Here is a 15,332-nt window from a genome sequence, read left to right on the forward strand (position 1 = left end):
ATCGGATCGATCTGCAGACGGGGCGTTCGTAGAAGGGCAAGGCCTCAAGACAGCAGTCCTGAAAAAGACCGTATGGTCGCAAGGTACCGGGTCGCTTGATGGCCTCCTGTCACCTTCGGCCATCAATTGAGATAGGCGTGAGGAAGCATGTCCGTTCGTCGTTTAGCCGAAGATAAATTCCAGCCGGCTGGCTTTGCCTTTAACGAGGAAAATGCAGCCTGGGCTGAAGCCACCATCCGCAAATATCCCGAGGGCCGTCAGCAGTCGGCAGTCATTCCGCTGCTCATGCGCGCGCAGGAACAGGATGGCTGGGTGACCAAGGCGGCGATCGAATTCGTCGCGGAAAAGTTGGCTATGCCCTATATCCGCGTTCTGGAAGTTGCGACCTTCTACACGCAGTTTCAGCTGAAGCCGGTGGGCACCAGGGCGCATATCCAGGTTTGTGGCACTACGCCCTGCATGTTGCGTGGCGCCGAAGACCTGATGCATGTCTGCAAGAAAAAGATCAATGCTGAACCCTTCGAGACCAATGCCGACGGCACGCTCTCTTGGGAAGAGGTCGAATGTCAGGGCGCCTGCGTCAATGCGCCGATGGTCATCATTTTCAAGGATGCCTATGAGGACCTGACGCCGGAACGTATGGAAGAGATTATTGACGCCTTTGCCGCAGGTAAGGGTGACGAGATCAAGCCGGGTCCGCAGATCGACCGGGTGTTCTCTGCGCCGGAAGGGCAGCCGCTGACGTTGACGGAAGAGATCAGGCCGGTGCGTTGGGGCGAGGGCCAATCCGCCCAGTCTGCGGAAACCGAAAAGGCCAAGGGGTGAGATATGTTGCAGGATAAGGATCGCATTTTCACCAATATCTACGGTCTGAAGGATCAATCCCTGAAAGGCGCGATGAGTCGCGGCCACTGGGATGGAACCAAGCAGATCCTCGAAATGGGCCGTGACTGGATCATCAACGAGATGAAAGCTTCCGGTCTTCGCGGTCGTGGTGGCGCGGGCTTCCCGACCGGCCTGAAATGGTCTTTCATGCCGAAGGAGAGCGACGGACGTCCGCATTATCTCGTCGTCAATGCCGACGAATCGGAGCCTGGCACCTGCAAGGACCGCGATATCATGCGCCACGATCCGCATACGCTGATCGAGGGCTGCGTCATTGCCGGTTTCGCGATGGGTGCCCATACCGCCTATATCTATCTGCGCGGCGAATATATGCGCGAACGCGAGGCTTTGCAGGCAGCGGTTGACGCCTGCTATGAGGCCGGTCTGCTTGGCAAAAACAACAAGAATGGCTGGGATTTCGACGTCTATCTGCATCACGGCGCCGGTGCCTATATCTGTGGTGAAGAGACCGCGCTTCTTGAAAGCCTCGAAGGCAAGAAGGGTCAGCCGCGTCTGAAGCCGCCTTTCCCGGCCAATATGGGTCTTTACGGTTGCCCGACCACGGTCAACAACGTCGAATCGATTGCGGTTGCGCCGACCATTTTGCGTCGCGGTGCAAGCTGGTTCTCATCGATTGGCCGTGCCAACAATGTCGGCACCAAGCTGTTTATGGTCTCCGGTCATGTGAACAAGCCCTGCACCTTCGAAGAAGCCATGGGTCTCTCCTTCCGTGAACTGATCGAGCGTCATTGCGGCGGGATTCGCGGCGGCTGGGACAATCTTCTCGGCGTCATTCCCGGTGGTGCCTCCTGTCCCATTGTCAGGGGTGAAGACATGGCCGATGCGATCATGGATTTCGACGGCATGCGTGAGGTGAAATCCTCCTTCGGCACCGGCGGCATGATCGTCATGGACAAGTCCACGGACGTCATTAAGGCCATCTGGCGCATCGCGGCCTTCTTCAAGCATGAAAGCTGTGGCCAGTGCACCCCATGCCGCGAAGGGACGGGCTGGATGATGCGCGTTCTTGGCCGCATGGTGAAGGGCCAGGCGCAGAAGCGTGAAATCGACATGCTGTTCCAGGTCACCAAGCAGATCGAAGGGCATACGATCTGTGCGCTTGGCGATGCTGCGGCATGGCCGGTCCAGGGTCTCATCCGCAATTTCCGCGCCGAAATCGAGGCGCGCATCGATCAGTATACGGCAAATTCCACGAGCGTCGGCGCGGTTCTGGACGCGGCTGAATAAGGGAAGGCAAGACAATGGTGGATGCATCGGTCGACAAGGGTACAAAATCGGTCAATCCCATGGGTTTCGGATCACGTTCCGAAATCCTGAGTGCCGTGCCTGCCATGCCTTTGCATCCTCTTCTCGCTCATCCTGTTGCCGCATTTGCCGCTGCAACAGCCGTCGGTTTCGGCATGGCAACCCAGATGACAGGTGCCATGTTCGGTACCTGGCAAGGCTTCATGGCTGCAAGTCATCTGCCCTCTAAAAGTCACAACAAGCAATCTGCCGCCCCCGTGGTGATTGTGGCTGAACCGAAACGCTCGCCTGAGTATGACGTTGCGCCTGTCGCGATTTCTAAGGCCGATGGTGAGCCGCTTGCCAAACCTGCAGAAGATGCACCTGCGTTCAAGACCAAGTCTATAGGCCGGGAGAAAGTTGCTGTTGCGGGACGGAAAAAAACGACATCGACTGCACATGATCTCAAGTCTGCCGATGACCTGAAAAAAATTTCAGGTGTTGGGCCGAAAATGATGCAGATGCTCCAGGGCATGGGGGTAACCGGTTTTGCCGATATTGCTGCCTGGACCCAGGAGGATGCAAAGCGTATCGATGCCGAACTGGGTTTGAATGGTCGTATCCTGCGCGATGACTGGATCGGCCAGGCAAAGAACTTGCTGGGACAGGCATAAGGATGAAAACAGGCGATACGGGGTATTTGCACCCAGTTGCGCGCCTTGAACACTGACGCCGATCAAGGAAAGCGGTTTTTCATTGATCGGCGGATAAGAACTGACAAAGCGGGTATGGTTCTATCCGAACCCGACAGGCTTAAAAGATTGGCCATTCTTTCGAGTTCCTGGTTTCCAGGTTGCAAGGAGAAGCAGGCCGTTGCAAAGAAAGACAACGCACGCGGAAGATTTCTGATCTTCCTGCCAGCCGGATGCGGCGGCTGCGATGGACGTGAGACAGGAAGGCGAATATGGCAAAGCTGAAGGTCGACGGTAAGGAAATCGAGGTTCCGGATCATTTCACATTGCTTCAGGCATGTGAGGAGGCTGGCGCCGAAGTACCGCGCTTTTGTTTCCACGAACGGCTCTCGGTTGCAGGCAACTGCCGCATGTGCCTCGTCGAGGTCAAAGGTGGCCCGCCGAAGCCGGCTGCATCCTGCGCCATGGGCGTACGCGATATTCGCGGTGGTCCGAATGGCGAATTGCCTGAGGTTTTCACCAACACTCCGATGGTGAAAAAGGCGCGCGAAGGCGTCATGGAATTCCTGCTGATCAACCATCCGCTGGATTGCCCGATATGTGACCAGGGCGGCGAATGCGATCTTCAGGATCAGGCCATGGCCTTCGGTATCGACAGTTCCCGCTATGGCGAGGACAAGCGCGCTGTCGAGGACAAGTATATCGGACCGCTGGTCAAGACGGTGATGAACCGCTGCATCCACTGCACGCGTTGCGTCCGCTTCACCACGGAAGTGGCCGGCATCGCCGAACTCGGCCTGATCGGTCGCGGTGAGGATGCCGAAATCACCACCTATCTCGAACAGGCGATGACCTCAGAATTGCAGGGCAATGTGGTGGATTTGTGCCCGGTTGGCGCACTGACCTCGAAGCCCTTCGCTTTCACTGCCCGTCCGTGGGAACTGAACAAGACCGAATCGATCGATGTGATGGATGCTCTCGGTTCGGCCATCCGTGTCGATACGCGTGGCCGTGAAGTCATGCGCATCATGCCGCGCGTCAATGACGCGATCAACGAAGAGTGGATTTCCGACAAGAGCCGGTTTATCTGGGATGGTCTGAAGACCCAGCGTCTGGATCGCCCCTATGTGCGTCGGGATGGCCGCCTTGTCCCTGCCACCTGGCCGGAAGCCTTCAGTGCGATCAAGGCAGCCGTGGCGGCAACGAAGGGCGACAAGATCGGTGCGATTGCCGGCGATCTCGCCGCCGTCGAGGAAATGTATGCGCTGAAAGAGCTTCTGGTTTCGCTGGGTTCTGCCAATTACGACTGTCGTCAGGATGGCGTGGCGCTCGATCCTTCTCTTGGCCGCGCAAGCTATCTGTTCAATGCCGGTATCGAGGGCATTGAGGATGCCGATGCGCTGCTGCTGATTGGGGCCAATCCGCGCTTTGAGGCCGCTGTTCTCAATGCACGGATCCGCAAGCGTTGGCGCCGTGGCAATTTCCCGATCGGTGTGATCGGTGAAGCTTCGGACATGCGTTATGATTACAGCTATCTGGGGGCAGGTCCCGAGACACTCAGCGATCTTCTTTCGGGCAACAACAGTTTTGCCGAAAAGCTCAAGGCGGCGAAGAAGCCGTTGATCGTGATCGGGCAGGGGGCTTTGGCACGGGCCGATGGTGCTGCCGTTCTGGCTCAGGCTGCAGCCTTGTCGGTCGCCATCGGCGCCGTGAGCGCTGAATGGAATGGGTTTGCGGTGTTGCACACGGCGGCTGCCCGCGTCGGCGGTCTCGATCTGGGCTTTGTTCCGGCAGCGGGTGGCAAAACGGCTGCCGAGATGCTGACTGCCATGGATGTGCTTTTCCTGCTTGGCGCCGATGAGCTGGACCTGAGCGGCAAGACGGCAAAATGCACAGTTTATATCGGCTCGCATGGCGATAACGGCGCGCAAAATGCCGATATCATCCTGCCGGCGGCCGCTTATACGGAAAAATCCGGAACATGGGTCAATACCGAAGGTCGGGTACAGATGGGCAACCGCGCTGGCTTTGCCCCGGGTGACGCCCGTGAAGACTGGGCTGTGATCCGGGCGCTCTCGGATGTGCTGGGCAAGAAGCTTCCCTTCGATTCTCTGACCCAGTTGCGACAGAAGCTCTATCAGGCCTATCCGCATTTTGCCGCCATCGACGAGATTGCTGCCGGTGCGCCGGAAGATGTGATCGCACTTGCAAAAAAAGGCGGGAACATGGCGCAATCCGGGTTTGCGTCTTTGGTCAAAGACTTCTATTTGACAAACCCGATTGCACGCGCTTCGGCTGTCATGGCGGAGTGCTCGGCATTGGCCCGCAACAATTTCAAGCTTGCGGCAGAGTAAGGGCAAGAGATCATGGATTCTTTCTTTTCTAGCTATGTCTGGCCAGGGGCCATCATGATCGGACAGTCGCTGCTGCTGCTGGTCTGTCTTCTGCTGTTCATTGCTTATATTCTTCTGGCTGACCGCAAGATCTGGGCTGCCGTTCAGCTGCGCCGCGGCCCGAACGTCGTCGGCCCTTGGGGTCTCTTCCAGTCCTTCGCCGACCTTCTGAAGTTCGTGTTGAAAGAGCCGATCATTCCTGCTGGCGCCAACAAGGGGGTCTTCCTTCTGGCGCCGCTGGTTGCCGTGACCCTGGCGCTGGCGACCTGGGCGGTTATCCCGCTCAACAATGGCTGGGTGATCGCCAATATCAATGTTGGCGTGCTCTATGTCTTTGCCATTTCCTCGCTGGAAGTCTACGGCATCATCATGGGTGGTTGGGCATCGAACTCGAAATACCCCTTCCTTGGCGCGCTTCGCTCAGCAGCGCAGATGGTTTCCTACGAAGTTTCTATCGGCTTCGTCATTGTCACGGTTCTGCTGTGCGTCGGCTCCTTAAACCTGACGGATATTGTGCTGTCGCAGAAAAGTGGTCTCGGCACCATGCTCGGCCTGCCATCTTCTTTCCTGGACTGGCACTGGCTGTCGCTCTTCCCAATGTTTGTCGTGTTCTTCATCTCGGCACTGGCTGAAACAAACCGTCCGCCCTTCGATCTTCCTGAAGCCGAATCCGAACTTGTCGCCGGTTTCATGGTGGAATATGGCTCGACCCCTTACATGATGTTTATGCTCGGCGAATATGCCGCCATCGTCCTGATGTGCGCGCTGACGACCATTCTGTTTCTTGGCGGCTGGCTTCCGCCGGTTGATATCGCCGTTCTCAACTGGGTTCCGGGCATCATCTGGTTTGTCATCAAAGCTGCGCTGGTCTTCGGTATGTTCGCCATTACCAAGGCAATCGTTCCACGTTATCGCTATGACCAGTTGATGCGTCTGGGCTGGAAAGTGTTCCTGCCGCTGTCGCTTGCCATGGTCGTGATTGTTGCATTCGTACTGAAGCTGACGGGGTGGGCATGAGCACCGCTCCCGCAACCCCCGGCAGATCTGGAGTTTGAAGATGGCAAGTATGTCTCAGGCCGTCCGCTCTCTGTTCCTGAAAGAGTTCGTCAGCGCATTCTTCCTTTCGATGCGTTACTTTTTCAAACAGAAGGCGACCGTCAATTACCCCTTTGAAAAGGGACCTGTGAGTCCGCGCTTTCGTGGCGAGCATGCTCTGCGCCGCTATCCGAATGGCGAAGAGCGTTGTATTGCCTGCAAGCTTTGTGAGGCGATCTGTCCCGCGCAGGCGATTACCATTGAGGCAGGTCCCCGCCGCAACGATGGCACCCGCCGAACGGTTCGCTATGACATTGATATGGTGAAATGTATCTATTGCGGTTTCTGCCAGGAAGCCTGCCCTGTAGATGCGATTGTCGAGGGTCCGAACTTCGAGTTTGCCACGGAAACCCGCGAAGAGCTTTATTTTGACAAGGCCAAGCTTCTCGCCAATGGCGACCGCTGGGAACGGGAAATTGCCCGTAACATTGCGATGGATGCGCCTTATCGCTGAGTGATGGATTGGATCGGGGGCCTGAATGGTCTTTCAATGCCCCCGTTCTGCAATTGAAACGACGTGTTTGGCTGGTCCGTCGAGGATCTGTCGGACTTCAGGGGAGAGGGCTCTTCGTCGCGCTCCCGAGGAAGATGAAAAGGCACCATCATGGGTCTTCAGGCACTATTTTTCTACCTGTTCGCCTTTGTCGCGGTTGCGTCGGCGTTCATGGTCATCTCATCCCGAAACCCGGTCCATTCGGTCTTGTTCCTGATTTTGACATTCGTCAATGCATCGGGCCTGTTCATGCTGACCGGGGCCGAGTTCCTGGCCATGATCCTGCTCGTGGTTTATGTCGGGGCTGTCGCTGTTCTGTTTCTCTTCGTCGTGATGATGCTGGATATCGACTTTTCAGAACTGCGTTCGGGTGCATTGAAATACGCGCCGCTTGCAGCGTTGATCGGCGCGGTTGTTGCGGCTGAACTGGTCTTCGTCATCGGCGGTTCGACGCTTTCGCCCACGGCGAAGCAGGCGATTTCGATGCCGATCCCGGCTTTGAGCCAGCGTCAGAATACCGCGGCGCTCGGCGACGTTCTCTATACAAATTATGTTTTCTTCTTCCAGATTGCCGGTCTTGTTCTTCTGGTCGCGATGATTGGTGCGATTGTGCTCACCTTGCGCCACCGCCAGCATATCAAGCGTCAGGTCATCGCCGATCAGGTGGCGCGTGGTCCGGCAACCGCCATCAAGGTTGTCAAGGTCAAGCCCGGTCAGGGTTTGTGAGATTAGGCGCGGGATTTCAAGGATACGTCATATGGAAATCGGACTTTCCCATTATCTAACCGTCAGCGCCATTCTCTTCATGCTCGGCGTTTTTGGCATCTTTCTCAATCGCAAGAACATCATCGTCATTCTGATGTCGGTGGAGCTCATCCTGCTTGCGGTAAACCTGAACATGGTGGCGTTTTCGTCCTTCCTGCATGACATTGTCGGTCAGGTTTTCGCGCTGTTCATTCTGACCGTTGCTGCAGCAGAAGCTGCCATCGGTCTCGCCATCCTAGTTGTCTTCTACCGCAACCGCGGATCGATCGCCGTCGAAGACGTGAATATGATGAAGGGCTGATAGGGCTATGTTACTTTACAAGGCAATCGTCTTTCTTCCCCTGCTTGGCGCGATCATTGCCGGTTTTTTTGGCCGCAAGATCGGAGCCAAAGCCTCGGAATTTCTGACCACAGGTTTCATGATTCTGGCTGCCGCCATGTCATGGTATGTCTTTCTCCAGGTCGGCTTCGGCGGTCACGCCGAAATGATCAAGGCTCCCGTGCTGCGCTGGGTGCAGGTCGGCGGCATCGATGTTGAATGGGCACTGAGGATCGATACGCTGACGGCCGTCATGCTGGTCGTGGTCAATACGGTTTCGACGCTCGTGCATCTTTATTCGATCGGTTACATGCATCATGATCCGCATCGTCCAAGGTTCTTCAGCTATCTGTCGCTGTTCACGTTTGCGATGCTGATGCTGATTACCTCGGATAACCTTTTGCAGATGTTCTTTGGATGGGAAGGCGTCGGTCTTGCATCCTATCTGCTGATCGGTTTCTGGTTCAAGAAGCCTTCGGCCAATGCTGCGGCAATGAAGGCCTTCATCGTCAACCGTGTCGGTGACTTTGGTTTCATCCTTGGTATTTCCACGGTTTTCGTCCTGTTTGGCTCGATCAATTTCGACACGATCTTTGCTGCCGCCCAGACCTATCTGCCAAAGGCTGGCGCTGCGGATGCTTCACAAACCGTCATTACCCTCTTCGGCATGAGCCTTGATAAGGGCCACGCGATTACCGCCGCCTGTCTACTACTGTTCATGGGGGCTATGGGTAAATCGGCGCAGTTTCTGCTGCACACCTGGTTGCCTGACGCCATGGAGGGCCCGACACCGGTTTCCGCACTTATCCATGCGGCCACCATGGTCACGGCAGGTGTGTTCCTGGTGGCTCGTATGTCACCTTTGTTCGAACTCTCTCCGGACGCACTGACGGTCGTAACCATTATCGGCTCGATCACAGCCTTTTTTGCCGCAACGGTTGGTCTTGTGCAGAACGACATCAAGCGTGTCATTGCCTATTCGACCTGCTCGCAGCTCGGCTACATGTTTGCGGCACTAGGGGTCGGAGCATATGGCGCTGCCGTGTTCCATCTCTTCACCCATGCCTTCTTCAAGGCTCTCCTGTTCCTTAGCGCCGGTTCGGTCATCCATGCCGTTGATGGTGAACAGGATATGCGCCACATGGGTGGCTTGCGTAAACATATCCCGGTTACTTTCTGGGCCATGACCATCGGCAATCTCGCGCTGACAGGCGTTGGCATTCCAGGTACCAATATCGGCACGGCCGGCTTCTTCTCCAAGGATGCGATCATCGAATCGACTTATGCCGCGCATACTTCGGTTGGCATGTTCTCCTTCATTCTTCTGGTGGTTGCCGCCCTGTTCACCAGCTTCTATTCATGGCGTCTGGCGTTCATGACCTTCTTCAACAAGCCGCGTGCCTCTCATGAAGTGATGCATCATGTGCATGAGAGCCCGCAGGTCATGCTGATCCCGCTTTATGTGCTGACGCTTGGCGCTTTGTTTGCCGGTTTCATCTTCCATAACTACTTCTTCGGTGAAGCCTATGGAGAGTTCTGGAAGGGGGCCTTGTTCACCTCTGCCCATAACGAAATCCTCGAAAACCACGAGCATGTGCCCACCTGGGTTCATCTGAGCCCCTTCATTGCCATGCTGATCGGTCTGGTGCTGGCCTGGTATATGTATATCAAATCGCCGAAGACACCCGAAAAGCTCGCAAAGAGCCAGTGGGCTCTCTACCAGTTCCTGCTGAACAAGTGGTATTTCGACGAGCTCTATGACCTGCTCTTCGTGCGCTCAGCCAAGGCCATCGGTCGTTTCCTCTGGAAGAAGGGCGATATTGCCACCATCGATGCTTATGGTCCGAATGGCGTGGCTGCTTCCGTAGCAGGTCTGACCCAGCGTGTGGTTCGTCTTCAGACCGGCTATCTCTATCACTATGCCTTTGCGATGCTGCTGGGTATCGCTGCCCTCGTTACCTGGATGATGATTGGGAGTTCCATCTGATGACCGATTGGCCAATTCTTTCAACGGTCACCTTCCTACCACTGGTTGGCGTCGCTCTGCTGCTTATGGTGCGGGGTGACACAGAGGCTGGACGGCGAAATGTGCTCAACATTTCGCTTCTGACAACGGTTGCTACCTTCGTCGTGTCCCTGTTCGTCTGGACGGGCTTTGATAATGCCAATCCCGGCTTTCAGATGGTCGAGCAACACGCCTGGCTCGGTAGCGGAATTTCCTATCATCTTGGCGTAGACGGCATCTCCATGCTGTTTGTCGTTCTCACGGCTTTCCTGATGCCGTTCTGCGTTCTGGCCAGCTGGACCTCGGTGCAAAAACGCATCAAGGAATACATGATCGCTTTCCTGATCCTGGAAGTGATGATGATCGGCGTCTTCGTGTCGCTCGATATCGTGCTCTTCTATGTTTTCTTCGAAGCGGGCCTGATTCCGATGTTCATCATCATCGGTGTCTGGGGCGGTAAGGATCGCGTTTACGCCTCCTACAAGTTCTTCCTTTATACGCTGCTCGGCTCGGTTCTGATGCTGCTGGCTATTATGGCGATGTACTGGAATGCGGGTACAACCGACATTCCGGCCCTGTTGCAGCATCACTTCCCGCAAAGCCTGCAGATCGTTCTATGGCTTGCCTTCTTCGCATCCTTTGCGGTGAAGATGCCGATGTGGCCGGTCCATACCTGGCTGCCGGATGCGCACGTGCAGGCACCAACTGCAGGTTCGGTCATACTGGCTGGGATCATGCTGAAACTTGGCGGTTACGGTTTCATCCGTTTCTCCCTCGCCATGTTCCCACTGGCTTCGCACTATTTTGCGCCTTTTGTGTTCGCTCTGTCTGTCATTGCCATCATCTACACCTCTCTGGTGGCGTTGATGCAGGAAGACATGAAAAAGCTGATTGCCTATTCCTCGGTGGCGCATATGGGCTATGTCACCATGGGTATTTTTGCGGCTAATCAGCAGGGTCTTCAGGGGGCACTGTTCCAGATGATCAGCCACGGTTTCGTTTCCGGCGCGCTTTTCCTCTGCGTTGGCGTGATCTACGACCGGATGCATACCCGCGAAATCGCTGCCTATGGTGGTCTCGTCAACAACATGCCGAAATACGCGCTGGCCTTCATGGTCTTTACCATGGCCAATGTCGGTCTGCCGGGAACCTCGGGTTTCATCGGGGAATTCCTCACCCTGATCGGTGTTTTCCAGGCCAATAGCTGGGTAGCGCTCTTCGCCGCCACCGGTGTGATCTTCTCTGCCGCCTATGCATTGTGGCTTTATCGCCGGGTTATTTTCGGTGCATTGGAAAAGGAAAGCCTGAAAGCGCTTCTCGATCTGTCGGTACGTGAGAAATTCACACTTTATCCGCTGATTGCACTGACGATCCTGTTCGGGGTCTATCCGGCGCCAATCTTCGATGCGACGACAGCGTCAGTCGATGTTCTTCTTCACAATTATACTGCTGCCCTGCACGCCGCTCAAAATGTGGCCATGTTGGTCAACTGACGAACAGGATGCTTTGATATGACTGCTGAAATCCTCCTTGCAAGCCTGCATCTCATTGCACCGGAATTGCTTCTGGCCGTGGGTGCGCTGGTTTTGCTGATGATTGGCGTGTTCACGGGCCGCGCATCTCTGGTCAACGGGCTGGCTGTAGCCCTGCTGATCGTGGCGGGCGGCTTGCTTGTCACCAATGGAACGGATGGTCAGGCTTTCGGCGGTGCTTATATCGCCGATGGTTTTGGCCGGTTCATGAAGGTGTTGGCGCTGATTGGCTCGGTCTTTGCCATGATCATGGCGGCTGGGCAGGCGAAGAAGAACAATCTCGACAAGTTCGAGTTCCCGGTTCTTCTGGTTTTGGCCACTCTCGGCATCATGCTGATGATTTCGGCCAACAGCCTGATCTCGCTGTATCTGTCGCTCGAACTTCAATCTCTGGCGCTTTATGTCATTGCCGCTATCAATCGCGACAACGTCAAATCGACCGAGGCAGGCCTGAAATATTTTGTTCTGGGTGCCTTGTCGTCCGGTATGCTGCTCTATGGCATGTCTCTGGTCTACGGCTTTACTGGCAATGTTGAATTTGACCGTATCGCCAGCGTTCTTGGTTCTGGCAGCATCAATCTGGGTCTCGTTTTTGGCCTGGTGTTTGTGCTGGCTGGTCTGGCGTTCAAGATTTCCGCCGTTCCATTCCACATGTGGACACCGGATGTCTATGAAGGGGCACCCACGCCCGTGACGGCCTTTCTGGCAGCTGCTCCCAAAGTCGGTGCCATGGCCATCTTCGTGCGTATCGTGACAGCGGCCTTCCACCCGGTCACTTTTGACTGGCAGCAGGTTGTCGTGTTCATCTCGATTGCTTCCATGCTTCTGGGGTCCGTTGCGGCCATTGGTCAGCGCAACATCAAGCGTCTTATGGCTTATTCTTCCATCGGTCATATGGGCTATGCACTTGTTGGTCTGGCCGCTGGTACAAAGACTGGGGTAGAGGGCGTTCTTCTCTACATGCTGATTTATCTCGTGATGAATCTTGGCACATTTGCCTGCATCATGGCCATGCGCAATGACAAGGACGAAGCGCTGGAATCGATCGACGATCTGGCCGGTCTTTCTCAGACCCGTCCCTTTATGTCGCTTGTTCTGACCGCCTTGATGTTCTCGCTGGCCGGTATTCCGCCGCTTGCTGGCTTCTGGGGGAAGTATTTCGTCTTTGTTGCCGCCATCGAGGCGCATCTCAACGCTCTTGCCATCATTGGCATGTTGTCTTCGGTTATCGGGGCCTATTACTACCTGCGGGTCGTCAAGGTGATGTGGTTCGATGAAGCGAAGATCGAACTTGCCGGTGCCTCTGGTGTCTTGCGTTTTGTCTTCGGTCTGTCCGGATTGTTTGTGATTGCTTACAATTTTATTGGCGGTCCGATCGGCAGCGCCGCAAGTGCGGCAGCCCAGACCCTGTTCCACTGAGATGGGGTTGCTGACATCACGGAAGGCGGTTGACGCCTTCCGCCATGAAGCTTTGTCTGAGGTCGATTCGACCAATCAACGCTGTTTATTGCGCGCTCGAGACGGTGATCCCGGTCATTTGTGGATTACGGCGACACGTCAGACTGGTGGAAGAGGGCGGCGCGGTCGTGCCTGGGCGTCGGAACCGGGTAATCTTTACGCTTCACTGCTGTTATTGGACCCCGCGCCGGTTTCGGATGTGGGGTCTCTTCCTTTGGCGGCGGCACTTGCTGTTCGTGACGCTGTGGCCGCTGTCTTGCCCCCAGGTGGCCCTTCTCTGGAAATCAAATGGCCGAACGATGTTCTGATCGGGCGAGCGAAAACCTCCGGTATTCTGGTGGAGGCTGAGAGGCTCGCTGACGGACGTCAGGCTGTCGTCCTCGGTATCGGGATTAACATTGCCGACAAACCGGTAGGAACACCCTATAGGACCGCTTGTTTGTCAGAGCATGGATGCGCATTGGGGCCGCAAGAGGTGTTTGCGCATCTGTTTCGCACCATGGCTGACGTTTTGGCGGAATGGGATGCGGGGCGCGGTATTGCCCGTGTGGTTGCACGATGGCGTGACCATGCCTGTGGTATTGGAGAAATGATCAAGGTAAATTTTCCCGACAAATCGATTTCCGGCATTTTTTCCGGTATCGATGAGCAGGGTTACTTATTGCTCGACAGAGGCTCGTTGGGCGTCATGGCTGTTGCGGCCGGTGATGTGTTTTTCGAGCCGGATGGGCCAAGGATAGAATGACAAAACAGGACGAATTTGTGTTTCTGCCGCTCGGCGGCGTCGGTGAAATCGGGATGAATCTGGCGCTTTACGGTTACGGGCCGGCCAAGCGTCGCGAATGGATCATGGTGGATTGTGGTGTGACCTTTCCGGGACCGGATCTGCCCGGCGTCGATCTGGTTTTACCAGATATTCGCTATGTGATTGCCGAAAAGAAAAATCTCAAAGGGATTTTCATCACCCATGCCCATGAAGATCATTATGGCGGGTTGAACGATCTCTGGCCGGGACTGAACGTGCCGGTCTATGCATCCGCCTTTACCGCAGGCATGCTGGAAGCCAAGCGGGATTATGAAGGCAGTCGTGCCAATATTCCGATCACATCCTTCAAGCCGGGCGACAAGGTTTATGCCGGACCCTTCGTCGTCGAGGCTGTCGGTGTCAATCACTCGATCCCGGAACCGATGTCTCTGGTCATTCGCACACCGCTGGGCACGGCGATCCATACCGGTGACTGGAAGATCGACATGGAACCCTCTCTCGGTCCGCTGACCGATGAGGCAAGGTTCCGGGCGCTGGGAGAGGAAGGTGTGCTGGCGCTGATGTGCGATAGCACCAATTCCATGCGCGATGGTGTTTCTCCTTCGGAAATCTCCGTGTCGGAAGGGCTGAAGCAGATTATCGAGTCGGCGGAAGGTCGGGTGGCCATCACCACTTTCTCCTCCAATGTCGGGCGTATCCGCTCGATTGCCCAAGCCGCAGAGGCGGCAGGTCGCGATGTTCTGCTGCTTGGCAGTTCATTGAAACGGGTCGTGGCTGTTGCCGATGATATCGGTCTGATGCAGGGCCTTAAGCCCTTTGTTGCCGAGGACGAATATGGCTATATCCCGCGCGACCGGATTGTGGTGATCCTGACCGGAAGCCAGGGCGAGGCGAGGGCGGCGCTGGCCAAGCTGTCACGCGATGAAATGCGTCATGTGGCGCTGACGCAAGGGGATACGGTTGTGTTTTCCTCGCGCACCATTCCCGGCAACGAAAAAGCCATCAACGACATCAAGAACGGCCTGATCGAACAGGGTGTCAGGATCGTGACCGATAGTGAGGCGCTGGTGCATGTCTCTGGTCATCCACGCCGCCATGAACTGCTGAAGATGTATGAATGGACGCGCCCGAAGATTCTGGTTCCGGTCCATGGTGAGGCGGCCCATCTGACAGCTCAGCGAGAACTGGCGCTGCAGGCCGGGATTGCCGAAGTGCCGCGGCTTCGCAATGGCGAGGTGCTGCGGCTTGCGCCCGGCCCGGCAGAGGTGATTGATGAAGCACCGCATGGCCGGATTTTCAAGGATGGCAAGCTGCTGGGCGATTTCGATGAAATGGGCATCGGTGAGCGGCGCAAGCTGGCCTTTGTCGGTCATGTTTCGGTGAGTGTGCTGCTTGATGAGCGTTACGACTTCCGCGAAGATCCGGAGATCGTGGCAAAGGGGCTTCCTGCTGAAGACGCCGAAGGCGATGCGATGGAGGATATCCTCTATGACGCGGTGTTGAGCGCTGTTGAAAGCATTCCGCGCGCAAGGCGCAAGGATCTTTCTGGTCTGAAGGAAAGCATTCGCCGCGCCGTGCGCTCAACAGCCAATGAATGCTGGGGCAAAAAACCTGTGGTGACGGTTTTCGTTCACAAGGTATAAGCTTATCATGATGGAGGCTGCCGCGTTCTTTGACACGGCAG

General features: G+C 55.9%; 12 protein-coding genes and 1 pseudogene. All 13 read left to right on the forward strand.

The window, feature by feature from the left end; all coding sequences use genetic code 11:
• Positions 1-147 precede the first annotated feature (147 nt).
• A pseudogene (nuoE, locus tag NAC44_RS07525) lies at positions 148-745 on the forward strand (NADH-quinone oxidoreductase subunit NuoE); the annotation flags it as partial.
• A gap of 83 nt (positions 746-828) precedes the next feature.
• On the forward strand, positions 829-2,133 hold the full coding sequence (nuoF, locus tag NAC44_RS07530) for an NADH-quinone oxidoreductase subunit NuoF (protein WP_250939711.1): 1,305 nt from the start codon (positions 829-831) through the stop codon (positions 2,131-2,133).
• Between the two features lie 185 nt (positions 2,134-2,318).
• Positions 2,319-2,804: a hypothetical protein gene (locus NAC44_RS07535; protein ID WP_250939713.1), complete on the forward strand. Its 486-nt coding sequence runs from the start codon at positions 2,319-2,321 to the stop codon at positions 2,802-2,804.
• Between the two features lie 290 nt (positions 2,805-3,094).
• Complete coding sequence (nuoG, locus tag NAC44_RS07540) at positions 3,095-5,176, forward strand: NADH-quinone oxidoreductase subunit NuoG (RefSeq protein ID WP_250939715.1); 2,082 nt, start codon at positions 3,095-3,097, stop codon at positions 5,174-5,176.
• A gap of 12 nt (positions 5,177-5,188) precedes the next feature.
• Positions 5,189-6,232: an NADH-quinone oxidoreductase subunit NuoH gene (gene nuoH / locus NAC44_RS07545; protein ID WP_250939717.1), complete on the forward strand. Its 1,044-nt coding sequence runs from the start codon at positions 5,189-5,191 to the stop codon at positions 6,230-6,232.
• A gap of 40 nt (positions 6,233-6,272) precedes the next feature.
• Entirely contained in the window at positions 6,273-6,764 is a 492-nt protein-coding gene (gene nuoI, locus NAC44_RS07550) for an NADH-quinone oxidoreductase subunit NuoI (protein ID WP_250939719.1), read from the forward strand.
• 150 nt (positions 6,765-6,914) lie between these two features.
• Complete coding sequence (locus NAC44_RS07555; protein ID WP_250939721.1) at positions 6,915-7,529, forward strand: NADH-quinone oxidoreductase subunit J; 615 nt, start codon at positions 6,915-6,917, stop codon at positions 7,527-7,529.
• A 31-nt stretch (positions 7,530-7,560) separates the two neighbouring features.
• Entirely contained in the window at positions 7,561-7,869 is a 309-nt protein-coding gene (gene nuoK / locus NAC44_RS07560; RefSeq protein ID WP_250939723.1) for an NADH-quinone oxidoreductase subunit NuoK, read from the forward strand.
• A 7-nt stretch (positions 7,870-7,876) separates the two neighbouring features.
• Positions 7,877-9,874: an NADH-quinone oxidoreductase subunit L gene (nuoL, locus tag NAC44_RS07565; RefSeq protein ID WP_250939725.1), complete on the forward strand. Its 1,998-nt coding sequence runs from the start codon at positions 7,877-7,879 to the stop codon at positions 9,872-9,874.
• Positions 9,874-11,385: an NADH-quinone oxidoreductase subunit M gene (locus NAC44_RS07570; RefSeq protein ID WP_250939727.1), complete on the forward strand. Its 1,512-nt coding sequence runs from the start codon at positions 9,874-9,876 to the stop codon at positions 11,383-11,385. Before nuoL ends, NAC44_RS07570 begins: the two co-directional genes overlap by 1 nt.
• A gap of 18 nt (positions 11,386-11,403) precedes the next feature.
• Positions 11,404-12,843, forward strand: a complete 1,440-nt coding sequence (gene nuoN / locus NAC44_RS07575) for an NADH-quinone oxidoreductase subunit NuoN (protein ID WP_250939729.1) — start codon at positions 11,404-11,406, stop codon at positions 12,841-12,843.
• A 1-nt stretch (position 12,844) separates the two neighbouring features.
• Positions 12,845-13,627, forward strand: coding sequence for a biotin--[acetyl-CoA-carboxylase] ligase (locus NAC44_RS07580; RefSeq protein WP_250939731.1), 783 nt, complete (start codon positions 12,845-12,847; stop codon positions 13,625-13,627).
• Positions 13,624-15,291, forward strand: a complete 1,668-nt coding sequence (locus NAC44_RS07585) for a ribonuclease J (protein ID WP_250939733.1) — start codon at positions 13,624-13,626, stop codon at positions 15,289-15,291. Before NAC44_RS07580 ends, NAC44_RS07585 begins: the two co-directional genes overlap by 4 nt.
• Positions 15,292-15,332: the final 41 nt, after the last annotated feature.

Origin of the sequence: Allorhizobium sonneratiae (assembly GCF_023700755.1) — a bacterium.
GTDB lineage: Bacteria > Pseudomonadota > Alphaproteobacteria > Rhizobiales > Rhizobiaceae > Allorhizobium > Allorhizobium sonneratiae.

Bases quoted from the DNA above. Each gene is read 5' to 3' on its own strand.
- nuoF (WP_250939711.1), top strand. From the start codon at position 829: ATGTTGCAGGATAAGGATCGCATTTTCACCAATATCTACGGTCTGAAG.
- NAC44_RS07535 (WP_250939713.1), top strand. From the start codon at position 2,319: ATGACAGGTGCCATGTTCGGTACCTGGCAAGGCTTCATGGCTGCAAGT.
- nuoG (WP_250939715.1), top strand. From the start codon at position 3,095: ATGGCAAAGCTGAAGGTCGACGGTAAGGAAATCGAGGTTCCGGATCAT.
- nuoH (WP_250939717.1), top strand. From the start codon at position 5,189: ATGGATTCTTTCTTTTCTAGCTATGTCTGGCCAGGGGCCATCATGATC.
- nuoI (WP_250939719.1), top strand. From the start codon at position 6,273: ATGGCAAGTATGTCTCAGGCCGTCCGCTCTCTGTTCCTGAAAGAGTTC.
- NAC44_RS07555 (WP_250939721.1), top strand. From the start codon at position 6,915: ATGGGTCTTCAGGCACTATTTTTCTACCTGTTCGCCTTTGTCGCGGTT.
- nuoK (WP_250939723.1), top strand. From the start codon at position 7,561: ATGGAAATCGGACTTTCCCATTATCTAACCGTCAGCGCCATTCTCTTC.
- nuoL (WP_250939725.1), top strand. From the start codon at position 7,877: ATGTTACTTTACAAGGCAATCGTCTTTCTTCCCCTGCTTGGCGCGATC.
- NAC44_RS07570 (WP_250939727.1), top strand. From the start codon at position 9,874: ATGACCGATTGGCCAATTCTTTCAACGGTCACCTTCCTACCACTGGTT.
- nuoN (WP_250939729.1), top strand. From the start codon at position 11,404: ATGACTGCTGAAATCCTCCTTGCAAGCCTGCATCTCATTGCACCGGAA.
- NAC44_RS07580 (WP_250939731.1), top strand. From the start codon at position 12,845: ATGGGGTTGCTGACATCACGGAAGGCGGTTGACGCCTTCCGCCATGAA.
- NAC44_RS07585 (WP_250939733.1), top strand. From the start codon at position 13,624: ATGACAAAACAGGACGAATTTGTGTTTCTGCCGCTCGGCGGCGTCGGT.